The sequence below is a fragment of the Geotalea toluenoxydans JCM 15764 genome, from assembly GCF_001311985.1.
Classification (GTDB): domain Bacteria; phylum Desulfobacterota; class Desulfuromonadia; order Geobacterales; family Geobacteraceae; genus Geotalea; species Geotalea toluenoxydans.
The window spans coordinates 37,354-53,705 of sequence record NZ_BBCJ01000021.1 but is presented as its reverse complement, the minus strand read 5'-3'; the positions used below and the strand labels follow the sequence as shown (position 1 = coordinate 53,705).

Genomic DNA, 16,352 nt, shown 5'->3' with positions numbered 1-16,352 from the left:
GTCATCCCTTCGGTGACAGGCGTGCCACCGTGTCCATGACCTTCTCCAAGCCATGCTTTCTTACCAGCGATTCGAGACCGATCTCCATCTCCGTTGCCGTTGCTTTTACGTCTTTTTCTTCCACTTCCTCTTCCCGCTCCTCATAGCTCAAGGCATCGACGAGACACCATTTGACACAGACCGGCTCGTCTTCCTCCTCGCACATGTCGCACTTGAGCGGCAGGCCGGAGTCGGGCTCCTTGAACAGGTCGCGGGCCGGACAGGAGGCCCGGCAGGAGTCGCACTCGCTGTACTCCTTGCCGTCGATGATGTACTTGTTGCGCCCCATGCATTCCGACTCGGTGTATTCCCCGGCAAAGACCGGCATCCAGATGTCTTCAAGCCGGTTGGTGATGACTTGGATGCGGGACCGGGCCGGGTTGTTGCTGCTGTATGGTGGAACGGCATGAAAGGCGGAACACATGATTTCGCAGGTCCGGCAACCGTTGCACTTGTCGGCATTCACGGTAATCGTTCTGATCTTTTTCTTAATTTTTGCCATTTTTCAGTATCCCCCTCTTTTCAAGGTCATCTGCAACATAGCCCAAATCCAACTCCTCCAGTTTTTCCCTCGTGGGGATGCCGTCATCATTCCACCCCTTGTATTTGTAATAGGTGGAGAGGAGCTCTTCCTCCAGTTCAGGAAACCTTCTTTTCCAATGATCTGCCGGCGGCTTTTCGTCTTTTCTCCTGATCCCTTTGCGGTTGTTGTAGGCCCGGTGCAGATTCCGGCTTCTGTTGGCAATCTTCTTCAGGCCGGCCTCATCCAGGTCCATGCCGGTCGCTGCCGAAATCAGTTTCGGGTAGTTGTGGATGTGGTAGGGGGGCTTGAGACAGAAGGAGGACATGCCGCAACACATGCCGGCGGCATCGTCGATGTTGTGCATCATCTCCATCCAATCGACGATCTCACTGCACATGGGAGGCGTTGGATAATAGGGGATCGCCTTTTCTCCCCTCAGTTCCCAGTCCAGCACATACTGCTTGAACTTTTCATCGGGAATCTGGGGCCAATCGCGGACGAATTCCTCCCGCTGTTCCATGGTGGGGAAGGCGGACTGAGGCCACTGTCCCTCCATCTGGGTAATGCTTATCTTCTCGTTGGTGGCGTACATGAGGAAATAGAGCGGGTCGAGAGTGCCCAGCTTGACCGGGAGCTGCTCATGTTTCTTGATGGTGTTGTGATCGAAGGCCTCGGCGCCATTGCCGATCTTGCGGGCGGCGAAATAAACGCCGTCTGCAAGAATGTCGCCGATCCCCTCGCGGCGCACCACCCGGTCCAGGAGCCAAAAGAACCGCCCTTCATTGTCTTTCGGGCATCCGGGTAAATCCTTGTCGGTCAGGATGCCGGCTTCATAGAGCTCGACGGCAAAGGCCAGGATCTGCGGCGTGGAGAAGGAGTCAACCCCGTATTCCGTGGCGCGCTGGAGAATCTTCCAGGAAAAATCCAGGTCGTCCACATAGGCGGCCATGGCATAGGTGAGCTTGCCGAAGCATTTTGCCATGTAGCGCGGGGTGTCCTTGTGGGAAATCAAGGCTCCGCAGTGCTGGGGACAGTTGAAGCAGCTGATGAGCCGCTTCACCGCCCCATGCTGCGATTTGGTCCACGATGCATCGATTTCATCGGTCCAGAAATCCCGCCGCCGGGTACGGGCATTGCCCCAGGCGAAGTTCTCCGTGTGCCACTTTTCATCGGTGTGCAGCATCTCCTGGGGGGAACCGATCCCGGACATGATGGTCATTACGTCCTTGATCGGATTGGTATTGCGGAAGTTGATGTAATCGGTCACCCCTTGCAGTTCTTTCATGAACTCCTCTGGCCGTGCGAGGAAGACATCGCCGGTGCCGCGGATAGCCACTGCCTTTATTTTTTTATCCCCCATGACAGCGCCGCCGCCAAGCCTGCTGGCGCTCGACCGTGCCTGCTCGATGGAGGCAGTGAAGACCCTGTTCTCACCGGCCATGCCGATGGCGGCTACCTGGCTTTCGGCTGTCTCAGCTCCTTGCGGATCAGTTCCTGGGTCTCGACGGCGCCCCGCCCCACGAGATGGGACGCATCGCGGATCTCAACCTTGTCGTTGTTTACATAGAGGTAGATCCAGTCGGGAGATTTGTTCTTGAAGATGATCTTGTCGTAGCCGGCATATTTCATCTCCGCAGCGAAGAATCCACCCATCATCGGATAGGCCAGGGTGTCCGACTGTGGCGAGATGAATGAGACGACGGTGCGGTTGGCGCTGAAAACAGGCGTGCCGTTTAAAAGTCCTGTGCTGAATACCAGTAGATTCTCGGGGTCGAATGCCTTCGTTTCCGGCGGCACCCGGTCCCAATGTACTTTGACACTGGTCCCCAGTCCGCCGAGATGGAGTTCCATCAACCTGGGATCGGTCGCCACCCGCTCAATGTTGCCGGTGGCCAGATCCACTTCCAGAAAATATCCCGCTTCTGCGTATCTCATGTTTCCTCCTCGTAGATATTCAAAACAATGCTATTCCCCTATGCGGAGGCAGATCGGCAGCGAATGCTGGCAAAATCCTGCGCATGCTTCCCCAATGCCCACATCCGGACAGCCGAGCCGTTGCCGCATCTCATCCGCGTCCAGTGCCACCCGCTCGACAGTCCCCGTTGCCACATTGACTTCCATATAACAGCCAACCGCTTCGTATCTCATTGTGTTGCCTCCTCGGTATGGTTACTTGTCCGTATGGCTTGCCTTCCTGATACTGCACAACAGCCCTTTCCACTGGGGGTAGCCCATGATCGGCTCTCGACAGTTGGCGTCGGTGAGGCGGTTGCAGTTGGCGTCCCCTTCCCAGCCGTGGGGGACCAGCACCACCCCTTCCATGGTCCGTTCGTTCACATCGGCCGTCATCCGCACCCAGCCCCGGTCGGTCTCGACAATTACCTCATCCTGATGGGTTATGCCGTACGCGGCTGCCGTCTGCGGCCCCAGTTCCGCACGTGGATGGGGCTCGAAACGCTGCAAAGACGCGATGTTGTGCAGCTGCGAGCCGTTGAAGTACAAAGTCCTCGTCCCGGTAGCGAGGACCAGCGGATACTTTTCCCCAAGCTCCTGCCATCGCGGCCCCTGGGGACTTTTGAACGGTTCCAGGTAGGTGGGAAGCGGATCGAAGCCAGCCTCCTCGAAGGCGTGGCTGTAAATCTCGATCTTTCCCGAAGGTGTGGGAAAGGGGCGCCCCTGGAGCCCGTAGGTCTTTTCCCGGAAGATCTCTCCCCCGCCGGCGAGCAGGGTGTCGAAATCCAGGCCGCTGGGCGCCACCTCGTGCTCGATGAGCTCCCGGTCGTCCTTCCAGGGGAACAGTTCGCCGAAGCCACAGGCATCGGCCAGCCCCTTGTAGAAATCCAGCGTCGTCCTGCTTTCCCCCAAGGGCGCCACCGCCGGTTCCCGCAGCATCAGGTAAGGCAGGCAATGACAGACGTTGTAGTTGTAGCCAAGCCCCCACCCTTCCAGGTGATGGCGGAAGGAAGCACGTAATGGGCATGACGGGCGGTTTCGCTCATGAACTGATCGTAGACCACCAGGAGATCGAGCCGGTCGAAGGCCTCCTGCAGGGCGTTGGAGTCGGGCATGGTCACCAGGGGGTTGCCACCGGCGACGATGAAGGCCTTGATCTTGCCGGGAATGCTCTCGGGAACCATGTTCATGACGCCGTAGGGGCTGGTTCTCCCCCAGAACTGGTGGAAAAGGGGGTATTCTTCAGCCCCCAGGGGCGTGCCCGGAATGGGGAGGGTGATGTCGCTTAAGTTCAGGCGGGGGCCGGCCACCCAACCGCCGGGAACATTGATGTTGCCGGAGATGGCCTGGAGGATGGCGAAGGCGCGGTCGGTCTGGCTGCCGTTGGCGCACTGGTCCTGGGTACAGGTGCCGTGGTAGATGGCGGCGCCCCTGGTACCGGCAAATAAACGGGCGAGTTTCCTTATATCATCAGCTTTTACCGAGGTGACCGCTTCGGCATTCGGGGGTGTACTGCTGCACATGGGGCACCAGCTTATCGAAGCCGTAGGTCCATTTCTCCACAAAGTCGGCATCGTAGAGCTTTTCGTCGATCATGACGTGGATCAGCGCCAAGGCCAGGGCACCGTCCGTACCGGGCCGGATGGCCAGATACATGTCCGCCTTGTCGGCAATGGCGATGCGCCGGGGATCTATGACCACCACCCTTGCACCCTTTTTCATATTTTCGGCCATGGCCATGGCCAGGGGGAAATCGGAGGCGGCAGGATTGTGCCCCCAGAGGATGTAGAGATTGGAATCCATCTCTTCCACCACATACTTGCCGAAGGTCATCTGCCGTGCCCTGACCCGCATCCTGAAGCAGATGCTCTCCACGGAAAAGAAGTTGGGGGTGCCGAAGGCCCCCTGGAAGCGGTGAGTCAGGGAGACGATCTCCAGGTTCTCCACGCCGATGGAGCCGCAGAAAAAGGCCAGCACTTCCGGGCCATACTCCTCCTTCAGTCCGTTCAGCTTCGCCCCGATTTCCGCAAGAGCCTGCTCCCAGGAGATTTGCTCATATCCGGTACCAACCCGCTTCAATGGATGGGTGAGCCGGTCGGGATGATAGAGATGCTCCAGGGTTGCCCGTCCCTTGGGGCAGAGCTTCCCCTTGTTCAGGGGATGGGACTGCTGCCCCCGGATGGCCGTCACCCGCCCATCCGTCACATCCACCTCCGTCCCGCAACTGTGATAACAAAGGGCACAAGCGGAGTAGACCGTTTTCCTGTTCTGTTCTGACATATTCCCCCCTTTACAATTCTCAAACACATCTATCTCGTTTAGTTTTACTTGGCTGCCACCCGGCTACTTGTCTTCCAGCATCTGCTCTGCCAGGGCCATCCTGGTCACGGCGTTCTCCTCGCTGACCAGCACCCGCTGGCATGAGGGGCAGGCGGGGAGATCGACGACAAAGGTTTCGCCGAGATAGGTCAGCTTCACTGCCGCCAGCTCCAACGGCAGGCCACATGGGGAGCAGGACCAGCCAATAGGCGGCGACTCTTTTCCGGAGGCCATGTTGAAGCCTTGCAGGATCTTCATCCGGTGCGTGTATGCTCTGAATATCCGGTAGCCATTCCCTTTCGGCAGATACTCCACCCAAAAGGTCACGTGGGCCGGGGTGAAGCAGGCCAGCCTATGCCCGTTGCCATGCTCCAGGTAGACGCCATTCCCTTCCGCATGGAGCACCACCGGTCGGATATCATCCTCCCCGATTCCCCGCTCGGACAGCAGAGCCTCCATTGCAGGGTCCAGTAGCAGCAGAATGTCGAGAATTTTATCCATGGCTCTCTCACCTTTAAGCTCAGAACAGAAAAGGGGCCTCTTGTGATAGAGAGGCCCCTTGACGGCGCAGGCATAGCTCCGCGCCGCTAGGTCCCCTTTGCATAAGGAAGGCATCGCCGTTTCCAGCGGTACCCATAGGCCGGACCGCCATGGGGGATTCCCTTTAGGCGCCGCGGCTCGGAGACGGTTTCAAATTTTCGAACTTCCTGCAGCAACCTTCCTGTGGCTGCAGTGGGAAAAACAAAAGGGGCCTCTTGTGATAGAGAGGCCCCTTGACGGCGCAGACATAGCTCCGCGCCGCTGGGTCCCCTTTGCATAAGGAAGGCATCGCCGTTTCCAGCGGTACCCGTAGGCCGGACCGCCATGGGAATTCCCTTTAGGCGCCGCGGCTCGGAGACTGTTTCAGATTTTCGAACTTCCTGCAGCAATCTGCCTGTGGCCTGCAGTGGGAAAAACAAAAGGGGCATCTCTGGATAGAAAGGCCCCTTGACGGTGCAGATATACCTCCGCACCGCTCAGGTCCCCTTTTCATAAGGAAGGCAAGGCCGTTTCCAGCGATACCCACAGGCCGGACCGCCATGGAGAATTTCCCTTTAGGCGCCGCGGCTCGGAGACTAATCATATTTTGTGGTAAAAAAGTACTTCAATACCATAATACTGTCAAGCTAAATCTTTGCTAAAACAAACTTTGTTTTAAAAATAATTGATTGCCTGCCGCGGCTGCTCTGTCACGAATGGATGAGGTGATCGGCTCATAAATCATCCCGACTGGCCGGCCTGTGGCCGAGTCGGCCCAGGCCAGCCCCTGCAGAGTTTTCAGCAACCTTCTAGTGTGTCATCTCGCTCGTCTGCAACTCCACCTTCAGCCAGCCCGACTGGCGCATGTCGAAGGCTCGGTATGCATCCACCGCCGAGGTGAGGGGTTCTCTCCTGGTCAATATCCTGACCGGATCGACCGTGCCGCTTCTGACCATGTCCAGCAGGAACGGAATATATTTGCGATGGTTGCAGTTGCCCATCTTGATGGTGAGGTTCTTGTTCATGGCCATGCCGATGGGGAAAAGGGTCACACTCTCCGGATAAACGCCGATAACGGAAAAGGTGCCCGCCTTGGCCAGGCACTCCACCCCCCAGATGAGGGTCATGGATGGAGCATCGCCGGGATGCCAGTTGTCACCGCTGATATTGGTCTGGGGCGCCACGTGGGCCACCTCCTGCCTGAATTCCTCTTCGTGTTCCTTCGCCTCCCTCACTGCCGGGCCAGTGTGAGGCGCTTCCGCATCGACTCCGACGGCGTCGATGGCACGATCGCAGCCGATCCCCCCGGTCATCTCCCGGATCATCTGCACCGGATCCTCCTTGGAAAAGTCGATTACCTCGGCTCCCTGTTCCCGTGCTTTTTCCAATCGAGAGGGGATGCAGTCAACGGCGAAGATCCTGCCGGCCTGGAATAGTTTGGCGCTGGTGATGGCGAACTGGCCAACAGGTCCGCAGCCGAAGATTGCCACCGTGTTGCCCGGTTTTATCTCGGCCAGTTCCGCTCCCATGTATCCCGTCGGAAAGATGTCCGAGACCAGGATTGCTTGCTCGTCGGTTACGCCGTCAGGGATTTTGACCAGGCCTACCCCGGCAAAGGTATCCGCGCTTTCTCCGCCTGCAGGCCGTTGACGGGGCCGGATTTCTCCGGGCCGCCGAAAAAGCTGGTTCCGGCCTGCATGCCGTTTGGGTTGGCATTATCGCACTGGGCATAGTAGCCGTCCCGGCAATAGGAGCAATAGCCGCAGGCTATGGTGGATGGAATAAGAACCCGGTCGCCAGGCTTGAAGTTACGCACGGCAGTACCGACCTCTTCCACTGTGCCGACCCCTTCGTGGCCGAGAATGGTCCCCGGCCTCATCCCGCTCATGGTGCCGCGCACCATGTGGAGATCGGTGCCGCAGATGGCGCTGGCAGTTATCTTGACGATGGCATCGGTCTGTTGTTCGATCCGCGGTTCAGCGACATCATCCAGCCGGATGTCGCCCACTCCGTGCCACACAACTGCTTTCATATCCGTACCTCCCTTCTTGGATTAGGTCCCGTTAACTGGTAGTGTAGCAGTTGTGGAGGGCATTGCAACGCGCTGAATCCGGGGTAAACTGCGAAAAAAGCGGTTGTCAGGCCTTTGCACGGTGTTAAAATTGTTAAGAGCCGACAAGGCTGCGACAAATCTACGAAAAGGAGGTACGCTTATGGCTCCAGGTAATGTCGGACGCGGCGGCGGTCAATCTCCCGCCAATGTCACCAAGAATCTGAAAGGGATCAGCTTCCCTGCCAGCAAACAGGACCTGATCAAGCATGCCCAGCATGAACATGCGGACAGGGAAGTCATCAGTCAGCTCCAGAATTTCGAAGAGAGGGAATATGGCAGCATGGCTGACGTAATGAAGTCATACGGCAAGGAACATCAAGGTTCGTCCCGGAGCAAATCATCACAGCAGCAGAGCCAGCAAAGCAAAAAAGGCTGACCGGGACCAGCAGGCAAAGAAAAAAGGGCCTGAATCTATTGGATTCAAGCCCTTTTTTTAATTTCATCACCCAAAATCAGACATGGCCTCCCGAGATTGCCTCGCGGATGAAGGAGAGATGGCGCTGCTCGTCGGCCCAGTTTGAGCGGACGATTGCGGCAATGTCGCTGGCCAGCCCAGGCCGCTTGCTTTCTCATAGGTGGAGGTGGTAAGCCTTTCGTTGGTTTCCATGGCCTGCAGTGCGCCTTTGGCCCCTATCATGCTGCGCAGTGCCGTAAATCCCTTGATGAAAAAGCCCTTGAAGTCGGCAGTCAGGTCAGGTGGCGTACCCTGCAGTTCTCTCATCTTTTCCGAAAGCACATCGATGTGCCGGCGATGGTCTCCCTGGAATGAGAGAAGCTTGTCCCGGACGATGGATTGATCCATGTTCTTGATTGCCTGGTCATAGGCATGGGTGGCATCCACATCCAGCTTGATCAGTTTTTCCAGTTGGTCGAGGATCTCTTCACGGTCCATATATACCTCCTTTACCATGGTTTGGGCACCTGCTCGTCATGCATGAGCTCTGGGTGGCCGTTTCTGTTGCCTTGGCGCCTTGGCTGCTGCTGGTTCTACTGTTTTGGCCTTTTCTGCAGCTATCTGCTCGCCGATCTGGTTCAAAACGCTAGCGTCCACCAGTTCCATGGCCTGGGGGAAGATCTCTTCCTCTTCCACATCCACGTGATCGTCCTTGGTATCCTCCAGTGCTTCGCAGTTTGCCTGCCATTCATCTGAGTTGAAGTCCTGCTCGTTCATCTGCTGCAGTATCTGTCTGATGTCATCGTGATCGGCATAGGAATCCTGAACCAGGTCGGCCAGATCTTCGATTTCTTCCAGCTTCGGGTAGAAAAACCTCTCTTCCTGGTCCATGTGGTTGTTGAGTTCTTCCTGCAGTTGGGAAAACAGCTGCTGCTTCTGCTGTCCATCGGCCTGCTTGATCTTGTCCATAAGCTTGCTAACTTCCTGGTGGTCAGTGCGCAGGATCTGGAAAACGTCGGTTTCGGAGCTCTGTTTTCTGGCCATGTAATGCCTCCTTTTGTGGGTGTTGGGTGTTGTCACGCCTACGGCTGTCTGTGCTGATCAGGCCGAAGCACTGCCAGTGGGGAGGAGGAGCAGCTGCCCCTCCTCCGGCAGGTCTAGAGCTTTGACATGGTGATGTCGGCGGTGCCGTTGCCGGTCTTCAGGTTGACGCCGGTTGCGCTTCCGGTTTCGGTGGTGTTATCCGGCTGAGCTGCGCTCCAGCCGAGGACGAACAGGTCATAGAAGGCGCCGGACAGCGGTGCAGCGGTTGTTCCGCCAGGCAAGTTGCCGGTGGTGTAAGGATTATCACCACCTTGACCTTGTCGCTCAGATCCAGGGTGTCCACAAGGGTGCCGCCGTGGGTAATGAGCATGATTCCCTGGTCAAGCCCCGCATCCTTGACCGTGATCTTGCCGCTGATGGTTCTGGCCGTGGCCGGTGCGAGATGGCCAGAGTACCGAAGTCGATCAGCGGTGTCAGGGAGCTGACAGCTACGGGTTGACTGGCGTTGAACAGCTCTGCGGTGGCAATGGCTCTGAAACCGCCCAGCCCTTCGTTGGGAGTAACGGGGTTGAAGGTGATCGGTCCCCCATTGGCGAATGCTCCCACATGGAGCGGGCCTGAGGACAGCTCCATGGGAGCGCTGAAACTGCCGCTGGTGCTGAATGGATCGATGTGCCTGAAGCGGATCTCATAGGGGACCGGGTCTGTGGGCAGGGTCTGGTAGAAGGTCACGGCGGCCCCTGCCGGTTTGACTTTGACATCTGCTGGGAATTCAGTGCCGGTTGTAAGCCTGATTGGCCTGGAACTGACGGCGGTAGCCTGCTGCGGCGAGCTTCCCTTGTGGACTTTGACGCCGTTGATGATGATTGTTTCCACGTTGCGCCCTCTGATGACCAGGTCATAGGTGGCGGTGGTGGCGGTGCCGAAAACCGGCAGCGGGTAAAGGGTGAACCGGCCGCTGCTGTCGATGCTAGTTGCGCGCCGGGATTGGCGCAATGAGGTTACCGTGTTTACCTGCTCGGCCTTGATTGTAAAATTCTTGCCCGTATAGTTCTGGAAGGCGGTCCTGAAGGAACTGCTCATATTGTTAAAGGCGCCGCTGATATTGCGGAAGGCACTGCTGGAATTGCCGAAAGCGGTTGCAGGAGGCACCAGTGTGCCGGTTATGGCACCGGCGCTGTTCATGTCGAAATATCTCAGACGGGCTTTGAGAATGAATTCCTTGGCTCTGGTCGGCACGGCGGCAAGATTCTGCGCCGATGACATCCGTCCCTGGCGGAAGATCTGCACCACGTCTTCGCCGACGTTGAAGTCCAGCGCCAGCTTCAGGTCGCCGCCGGCGACGATGATCGGCGTTTCCGGCAGGACCTTGATCCCCTGTCCGGGGGATGGAATGCGCAGAGGTACTTTATGTGCGCCGGTGCTGTCAGTATAGTCAACCTCGTTGTTGAAGGTGACCCCGCTGGGTAAGGAAGCCCGGGCCGGACCCTCGGTGGGGGCCAGGAAGACCCTGATCTGTCCGTACTCGCCGGCCGGGAGCTGCAGGCCACTCCAGACCTCCTGGGTCTGGCCGGCGGTGAGGGCGACAAGATCGATGGTTCTTGGCGTTGACAGGGGAAACTTGATCCATCCGGCATCGGTGAGGTCGTCGGTATCCAGCTTGTGGAACCATGCTTCCGTTACCGTAATCCAGACATGGTCGTAGTTCAGGTCAGGTGCGTCGGTTATATGAATGCTGGCGGTACCGCTGGGTGTTGCTGCTGCGCCCCCTCCACCGCCACCGCATCCTGCTGTTAAAAGAGTTGTCATGGCAATGAATAATAAAATCACTTCCATCAAGCCGGGTCGTGCTTGTTTCATGTGGTTTCTCCTTTCATGCCTATGGGTGAATTTCTTTTCCTGTGGGCTTTCTCCTCGCTCCTGGCCTGGCTGAACTTGATTTGGCAGCGCGTGTGAGAAAATGCTCCTTTTCCTGTACCGATTTCCGGGCCATGTCGGTCAGTTCCTGGTCCTTGAGGAACTGGGTGCATTTGGGGAAAATTTCCTGCTCTTCATCCTCGTGATGGTGTCTGATCCCATCCTCAAGCTCACTGAAGGTTTCCTGCCAGTCCTTTGCGGCAAAGCCGATTCTTTCCAGCTGGGAGAGCAGGTCCTTGGCCTCCTGGTGCTCGTCCAGGGCATCTTCCACCAGTGCCTTCATGTCCTGAATGGGAAGAAGTTTCGGATAAAAGAATTTTTCCTCGATCTGGAAGTGCGCCTGCAGTTCGTTACGCAGGGTGATGAAAGGCTCCTGCCTTTGTTCGCGGGATGCGGCGGAGACCTGCTGCATGAGCTGCTCCGCCCGGCGGTGATCATTTTTGAGAAGCTCGAAGAACTGGTGAGATTGCTGTGCCATGGCCGCCTCCTGTAAGTGTTGGAACAGCTCTGTTGGCCCTGCCTCCATCAGTGCACGGTCTGACTGGTTCCCTGGGGCCTGAGGACAATCTTGACGCAGCCGTCCTGCTTGCGGTCGAAGAGTTCGTAGCCCATGGGTGCATCATTCAGGGACATGCGGTGGGTGATGAGAAATGACGAGTCGATCTCCCCGGTCTCAATCAGTCGCATCAGTGGCCGCAGGTACTTCTGGACGTGGGTCTGTCCGGCGCGGAGGGTCAACCCTTTGGCGAAAATGGCACCCATGGGCATTTTATCCACAAAGCCGCTATATACGCCCGGCACAGAGATGGTTCCCCCCTTGCGACAGGCCTTGATCAACTGGCGCAGGGCAATGGGTCGGTCATTTTCCAGGTGCAGCGTCTGTTTGACTGTGTCATAGGCTGCTTCGAATCCGGTTCCCTGGGCTTCCATGCCGACGGCATCGATGCAGGAATCGGGGCCCCGCCCGCCGGTCATGTTGTGCAGCGCTTCCGTAATGTCGGTTTCTTCGTAGTTGAGTGTTTCAGCCTTGCAATTGATACGGGCCATTTCAAGCCGCTCGGGGAAGCGGTCTATGGCGAATACCTTGCCCGCTCCCAGATGCCAGGCGCATTTCATTGCCAGAAGCCCAACCGGCCCACAGCCCCAGACCGCAACCGTGTCCCCTTTCCGAATATTGCAGTTTTCGGCGGCCTGGTAACCGGTGGGCAGGATATCGGTGAGAAAAAGTACCTTCTCGTCGCCCAATTCCGCAGGTACCTTCTCCAGACCGGTGTCGGCAAAGGGGACACGGACATATTCCGCTTGCCCGCCGGCATAGCCGCCGTACAGATGGGAATAACCGAAGATGCCGGCGCCGGTGTCTCCATAGAGTTTTTCCAGCATCCAGGAATTGGGGTTGGAGTTGTCGCAGAGTGCCCACAGCCCCTCCTGGCAGTACCAGCAGTCGCCGCAGGCTATGGGAAAGGGAACGATAACGCGGTCGCCGCGGCTGATTGAAGTAATGGCTGAGCCCACCTCGACAACCTCGCCCATGAACTCATGGCCGAGGATGTCTCCTTCTTTCATGGTCGGGACTTTGCGTTATAGAGATGCAGGTCGGAGCCGCAGATGCCGGAGAGGGTGACTTTTACGATGGCATCACGAGGATTGAGGATCTGGGGGTCCGGAACAGTATCTACCTGCACATTGTGCTTCCCGTGCCAGCAAACAGCCTTCATAGAGCCTCCTTTTCCTATGTGTGGGGTGGCCGGTTCAGTGGAAGGTTTCACTTCCCCTGTAGGCCGCCGTGGCGGTTTCTCCGGTCTCCATAATCTGCTTCAGGCGTTTCAGGTCCTCTTCGATGACCTGGGAATTGATGCCGTGGGCAACCCTGGCCGCTATTTTCCCGGCAGCTCCACCGGGGGGGCGATAGGTGAGATTAACCTTCAGCTCGGTGCCGCGTCCACCAGGGGCTTCCATGAATTCCACCGACCCTTCGTTGGGGATATCGGCGTTGCCAAGGGATTGCCAGCTGATCCTTTGCCCCGGGTAATCTTCCAGTATCTCTGCATCCCATTCAACCGTTACCCCGGCCGGCCCCTTTGCTTTCCAATGGGAGGTGCGGACGCCGGTGGTGCGGACGGTATCCAGGTGACGCATGAACCTGGGGATGTTCTCGAAATTATGCCAGAAGTCATAGACTTCCTGGGGAGAGCGGTTGATGGTCAGCACCTTCTCCACGTTCAGTCCCTTGTCATCAGTGCCGGCGGTGTCGACACCCATGGCCTCGAACAGATTGCAATGGCCAGTTTTGCCGCGGTAGAGGAACATCCCTCCTGCTGCCATCAGTGCCATTCCAGGCAGAATCCGCTTGTGGGCCAGCTTTGTCAGCCCTGAAACGGCAAGCGCCGCCCCACCAATCATGGATGCGGTCCTCTCATTTCGGCCCACATTGATACGCTCCTTTCCATGCTGTTTTGCCCCTCTTTCCAAGCCACTCCGGGTTGCTCCAGTTGCAGCTTCCATTGTGTCTCCTCCATCAGCCCCACGCTCAGGCTTCTGTTAGAATTAGCTAACTTGGTATTCCAAACTAATAACACACGGGTAGGAGAATGCAATCTATTGCCGTTATTTAGGTATTGCTGGAACGGGGCGGACGAAAAAGGCTGGCGGAGGTGATGGGACCCCGTCCGGAAAGGTGGACGGGGCAGTGGAAGGTGACATTGGCGTTGGAAGTTACGGGTGCTTCCCCTTGAAGAGTTTCTGCTCCCAACGCCAGGCATCGGTAACGATTTGCGTCAGGTTGTCATGGCGAGGGGTCCATTTAAGGAGATTACGGGCGTAATCTGCCCTGGCAATGAGGGAGGCCGGGTCGCCGGGACGGCGTGGCGACTCCACTGCCGTGAATTCCACTCCCGATACGCGGCGTACCACCTGGACCACCTCCCGGACACTTGATCCTTGTCCGTAGCCCACATTGATGATTTCGGAGCGCCCTCCGTTTTCCAGGTAGCGCAAGGCGGCCAGATGGGCGGAAGCCAGATCCTCCACGTGGATATAGTCGCGAATGCCGGTACCGTCGGGGGTAGGGTAATCGGTGCCATAGATGGAGACCTGCTGCCGCATTCCCAGGGCCGCCTGGCAGCATACCTTGATCAAATGGGTGGCGTCGGGGGTCCTCTGGCCCATGCGCGCTTCAGGGTCAGCTCCAGCAACGTTGAAATACCGTAGCGCCACATATTTCAGGCCATGGGCCAGGGCGGTATCCCTGAGCATCCATTCGCTCATGAGTTTGGAGGTCCCATAGGGTTGATGGGGACTGTCGGAGACTCCTCCGAAGCCACCCCCTCTTCAGGGAGACCATAGACGGCCGCGGTGCTGGAAAAGATAAAACGCTCCACGCCAAATTTGACGCAGGTTCTGAGCAGGTTCATGGTATTGCAGGTGTTGTTGCCATAGTATTTGAGCGGGTCGGAAACCGACTCCGGGGCGACGATGGCAGCGGCAAAATGAAGAACGGTTTTCGGTGAGTGAGCGCGAAAAACCTGTTCCAACATTTCCGTGTCGGACAGTTCTCCAACAATGAGTCTTTCGCCGTTGACAAGGGCCTCGGCAGAACCGGTGGAAAGGTTGTCATAGACAATTACTTCAAGCCCCGCTTCACTGAGCTGACGGACAACATGGCTGCCGATGTAGCCGCAGCCGCCTGTTACAAGGATAGGCATATGGATTCTCCTGACGCAAAGGGGTGTGATGCCGGATGGAGATAATGCCACACGGCGACCGGCTCGATAAAGAAAAAAATCACTCTTTCATTAATTATTGACGGACTATCCTGGCGGGTTCCAGTCGGACTCCGGTAAATATAAGGTGTTTTTAATGGTAGCAGAGGTGACTGGTCATTTCAAGTGAAGATATTGACTCTTTTTCCCCTTTTATCTCCCGGAAAATTACCGTAGGATAAGTTCGCCTCCTTGAAGGGGGGCTGCCGGAGGTGGATCGATGAATTCTCTGCTAATAAAAGGCGCAACGGTGGTTGACGGCAGCGGAGGACCCGCCTGTACGGCTGATGTTCTGATGGCAGAGGGACGCATTCTTGCCGTCGACCGAGGAAATTCCCGGCTCGCTGCAGACAAGGTTGTGGATGCGGCCGGCCTTGTGTTGGCTCCGGGATTCATCGACATCCACAGCCACTCGGACATGACCCTTTTTCGATATCCGCTGGTGGAAAGCAAGGCTTTTCAGGGGGTTACCCTGGAGGTGACCGGTAATTGCGGGCTGAGCTTTTTCCCGGTGGCTCCACGGGGAGAGCGTCAACTGGCCGAATATCTGGCGCTGCACGACTTCTGCCAGCCCGCGGGCGGCATTGCCTGGAATGACCTCGCCTCCTGGAGCGAGGCGGTGGAGAGGCCGGGGATCGGGATCAACGTGGCGCCGCTGGTGGGGCATGCTTCCCTGCGTATGGCTGCCATGGGCATGGAAAGCCGGCCGCCGACCCCCGCCGAGCTGGAGCAGATACAGGTAACGTTGAAAATAGCCCTGCAGCAGGGAGCATGGGGCATGTCCACCGGACTTATCTATCCGCCGGGGAGCTATGCCGACACGGATGAACTGATTGCCCTTGCCCGTACGCTGGTCGCCTGCGGGGCGCTCTATACAAGCCACATCCGCAGCGAAGGTGAAGGCTGATGACGGCCCTTGAAGAAGCCATGGCCATAGGCAGGGAAAGCGGGGTGCGGGTGCAGATCTCCCACCTTAAAGCCATGGGACGGGGCAATCGTGGGCGAGCCGGTGAAATATTGACGAAAATTGCAGCGGCTCGGGCAACAGGCCTGGATATCGCTGCCGATCAGTATCCCTATGCGGCTTCGGCCACCACCCTGGCAGCGGTAATTCCACAGTGGGCACATGAAGGGGGGGCTGCTTCCCTTTTGCAGCGGCTGCAGGCATCCGAGCTGCGGAATCAGCTTCTACCTGAAATCGACAGCGCCATGGTTTCCCGCGAAGGAGCGGCAGGAATCATGATCAGCAATTGCCGCTCCGGGCAAAACCGCCATCTCTCCGGCAAGACTATCGCCGAGATTGCCGACTGCTGGGGGTGCAACGGCGCCGAAGTGGTGATCAGGCTATTGGTGGAAGAGAAAGGGGAGGTGGGGGCCATCTTCTTTTCCATGGCCGAGGAGGATGTGGCAGCCATTCTCGCCGATCCGGCAGTCATGGTTGGCTCCGACGGCCATGGCCTCAATGCCGTGGATGCCTCTGGTGAAGCGACCCATCCCCGCTCCTATGGTACTTTTACCCGAGTCCTTGGGCGCTATGTGCGGGAGGAAAACCTGCTGTCACTGGAGGCAGCTGTCCACAAGATGACCGGACTGCCGGCATCCCGCTTGGGGCTGAGCGACCGCGGCTGGTGCGGGAGGGTTATGCCGCCGATCTGGTCCTCTTCGATCCGGCAACGGTCAGGGACCAGGCTGATTATGCCGACCCACACAGCTATGCCACCGGCATCGTACATCTCTTCGTGGCCGGGGAACCGGTGATCTGGGACGGAA

At 57.6% G+C, this 16,352-nt stretch carries 19 protein-coding genes, 2 pseudogenes and 3 riboswitches; of the genes and pseudogenes, 3 read left to right on the top strand and 18 right to left on the bottom strand.

Features of this window, described 5'->3' with window-relative positions:
* Position 1 precedes the first annotated feature (1 nt).
* The 9 genes and pseudogenes from JCM15764_RS14095 to JCM15764_RS29950 all read right to left on the bottom strand — a co-directional run bounded on the left by JCM15764_RS14095 (position 2) and on the right by JCM15764_RS29950 (position 7,385).
* Positions 2-541 carry a 4Fe-4S dicluster domain-containing protein gene (locus JCM15764_RS14095; protein ID WP_054696810.1) on the bottom strand — a complete coding sequence of 180 codons (540 nt, stop codon included), beginning with the start codon at positions 539-541 and terminating at the stop codon, positions 2-4.
* Positions 528-2,497, bottom strand: a pseudogene (locus JCM15764_RS14090) (aldehyde ferredoxin oxidoreductase C-terminal domain-containing protein). Before JCM15764_RS14090 ends, JCM15764_RS14095 begins: the two are co-directional and overlap by 14 nt.
* Positions 2,498-2,527: 30 nt before the next feature.
* A complete protein-coding gene (locus JCM15764_RS14085) occupies positions 2,528-2,710 on the bottom strand; it encodes a hypothetical protein (RefSeq protein WP_054696808.1) in 183 nt (60 codons plus the stop codon).
* Between the two features lie 21 nt (positions 2,711-2,731).
* On the bottom strand, positions 2,732-3,427 hold the full coding sequence (locus JCM15764_RS14080) for a molybdopterin dinucleotide binding domain-containing protein (RefSeq protein ID WP_243689032.1): 696 nt from the start codon (positions 3,425-3,427) through the stop codon (positions 2,732-2,734).
* A gap of 26 nt (positions 3,428-3,453) precedes the next feature.
* Entirely contained in the window at positions 3,454-4,038 is a 585-nt protein-coding gene (locus tag JCM15764_RS28545; RefSeq protein WP_054696802.1) for a molybdopterin-dependent oxidoreductase, read from the bottom strand.
* Positions 3,986-4,795: a molybdopterin-containing oxidoreductase family protein gene (locus JCM15764_RS28540; RefSeq protein WP_054696799.1), complete on the bottom strand. Its 810-nt coding sequence runs from the start codon at positions 4,793-4,795 to the stop codon at positions 3,986-3,988. Before JCM15764_RS28540 ends, JCM15764_RS28545 begins: the two co-directional genes overlap by 53 nt.
* Positions 4,796-4,858: 63 nt before the next feature.
* A complete protein-coding gene (locus JCM15764_RS23910; RefSeq protein ID WP_243689031.1) occupies positions 4,859-5,335 on the bottom strand; it encodes a DVU_1557 family redox protein in 477 nt (158 codons plus the stop codon).
* 76 nt (positions 5,336-5,411) lie between these two features.
* Positions 5,412-5,530, bottom strand: a riboswitch (molybdenum cofactor riboswitch).
* A gap of 95 nt (positions 5,531-5,625) precedes the next feature.
* Positions 5,626-5,743, bottom strand: a riboswitch (molybdenum cofactor riboswitch).
* A gap of 97 nt (positions 5,744-5,840) precedes the next feature.
* A riboswitch (molybdenum cofactor riboswitch) is annotated at positions 5,841-5,960 on the bottom strand.
* Between the two features lie 202 nt (positions 5,961-6,162).
* Positions 6,163-6,882, bottom strand: coding sequence for a zinc-binding dehydrogenase (locus tag JCM15764_RS29955; RefSeq protein WP_243689030.1), 720 nt, complete (start codon positions 6,880-6,882; stop codon positions 6,163-6,165).
* Positions 6,883-6,956: 74 nt separating this feature from the next.
* Positions 6,957-7,385, bottom strand: coding sequence for an alcohol dehydrogenase catalytic domain-containing protein (locus tag JCM15764_RS29950; RefSeq protein ID WP_243689029.1), 429 nt, complete (start codon positions 7,383-7,385; stop codon positions 6,957-6,959).
* A 181-nt stretch (positions 7,386-7,566) separates the two neighbouring features.
* Between JCM15764_RS29950 and JCM15764_RS14050 the strand changes: the two genes are divergently transcribed.
* The gene (locus JCM15764_RS14050; protein ID WP_012645377.1) at positions 7,567-7,842 is read left to right on the top strand and encodes a DUF2795 domain-containing protein; all 276 of its coding nucleotides are present in this window, start codon (positions 7,567-7,569) and stop codon (positions 7,840-7,842) included.
* A gap of 66 nt (positions 7,843-7,908) precedes the next feature.
* Here the strand turns inward: JCM15764_RS14050 and JCM15764_RS14045 are convergent, their stop codons facing one another.
* From JCM15764_RS14045 to galE, 9 genes and pseudogenes are all read right to left on the bottom strand, one after another.
* Positions 7,909-8,358 carry a DUF2383 domain-containing protein gene (locus JCM15764_RS14045; protein ID WP_243689028.1) on the bottom strand — a complete coding sequence of 150 codons (450 nt, stop codon included), beginning with the start codon at positions 8,356-8,358 and terminating at the stop codon, positions 7,909-7,911.
* 36 nt (positions 8,359-8,394) lie between these two features.
* Entirely contained in the window at positions 8,395-8,904 is a 510-nt protein-coding gene (locus tag JCM15764_RS14040) for a hemerythrin domain-containing protein (protein WP_054696793.1), read from the bottom strand.
* A gap of 113 nt (positions 8,905-9,017) precedes the next feature.
* Positions 9,018-9,185, bottom strand: coding sequence for a hypothetical protein (locus tag JCM15764_RS23895; protein ID WP_243689027.1), 168 nt, complete (start codon positions 9,183-9,185; stop codon positions 9,018-9,020).
* 43 nt (positions 9,186-9,228) lie between these two features.
* Positions 9,229-10,764, bottom strand: coding sequence for a DUF4382 domain-containing protein (locus JCM15764_RS14035; protein ID WP_054696790.1), 1,536 nt, complete (start codon positions 10,762-10,764; stop codon positions 9,229-9,231).
* A gap of 19 nt (positions 10,765-10,783) precedes the next feature.
* Entirely contained in the window at positions 10,784-11,299 is a 516-nt protein-coding gene (locus tag JCM15764_RS14030) for a hemerythrin domain-containing protein (protein ID WP_054696787.1), read from the bottom strand.
* A 47-nt stretch (positions 11,300-11,346) separates the two neighbouring features.
* The gene (locus JCM15764_RS14025) at positions 11,347-12,387 is read right to left on the bottom strand and encodes a zinc-dependent alcohol dehydrogenase (RefSeq protein WP_243689026.1); all 1,041 of its coding nucleotides are present in this window, start codon (positions 12,385-12,387) and stop codon (positions 11,347-11,349) included.
* Positions 12,384-12,539, bottom strand: a complete 156-nt coding sequence (locus JCM15764_RS29945) for an alcohol dehydrogenase catalytic domain-containing protein (protein ID WP_243689025.1) — start codon at positions 12,537-12,539, stop codon at positions 12,384-12,386. The genes JCM15764_RS14025 and JCM15764_RS29945 overlap by 4 nt, the downstream gene beginning before the upstream one ends.
* A 34-nt stretch (positions 12,540-12,573) precedes the next feature.
* Entirely contained in the window at positions 12,574-13,326 is a 753-nt protein-coding gene (locus JCM15764_RS14020; RefSeq protein ID WP_054696785.1) for an SRPBCC family protein, read from the bottom strand.
* A 210-nt stretch (positions 13,327-13,536) separates the two neighbouring features.
* Positions 13,537-14,525 (bottom strand): annotated as a pseudogene (gene galE, locus JCM15764_RS14015) (UDP-glucose 4-epimerase GalE).
* Between the two features lie 277 nt (positions 14,526-14,802).
* On the opposite strand from galE, the gene JCM15764_RS14010 reads away from it, so the two are divergent.
* Both JCM15764_RS14010 and JCM15764_RS14005 read left to right on the top strand, forming a co-directional pair.
* A complete protein-coding gene (locus JCM15764_RS14010) occupies positions 14,803-15,489 on the top strand; it encodes an amidohydrolase family protein (RefSeq protein ID WP_054696782.1) in 687 nt (228 codons plus the stop codon).
* Positions 15,489-16,340 carry an amidohydrolase family protein gene (locus JCM15764_RS14005; RefSeq protein ID WP_054696778.1) on the top strand — a complete coding sequence of 284 codons (852 nt, stop codon included), beginning with the start codon at positions 15,489-15,491 and terminating at the stop codon, positions 16,338-16,340. The genes JCM15764_RS14010 and JCM15764_RS14005 overlap by 1 nt, the downstream gene beginning before the upstream one ends.
* Positions 16,341-16,352 lie beyond the last annotated feature (12 nt).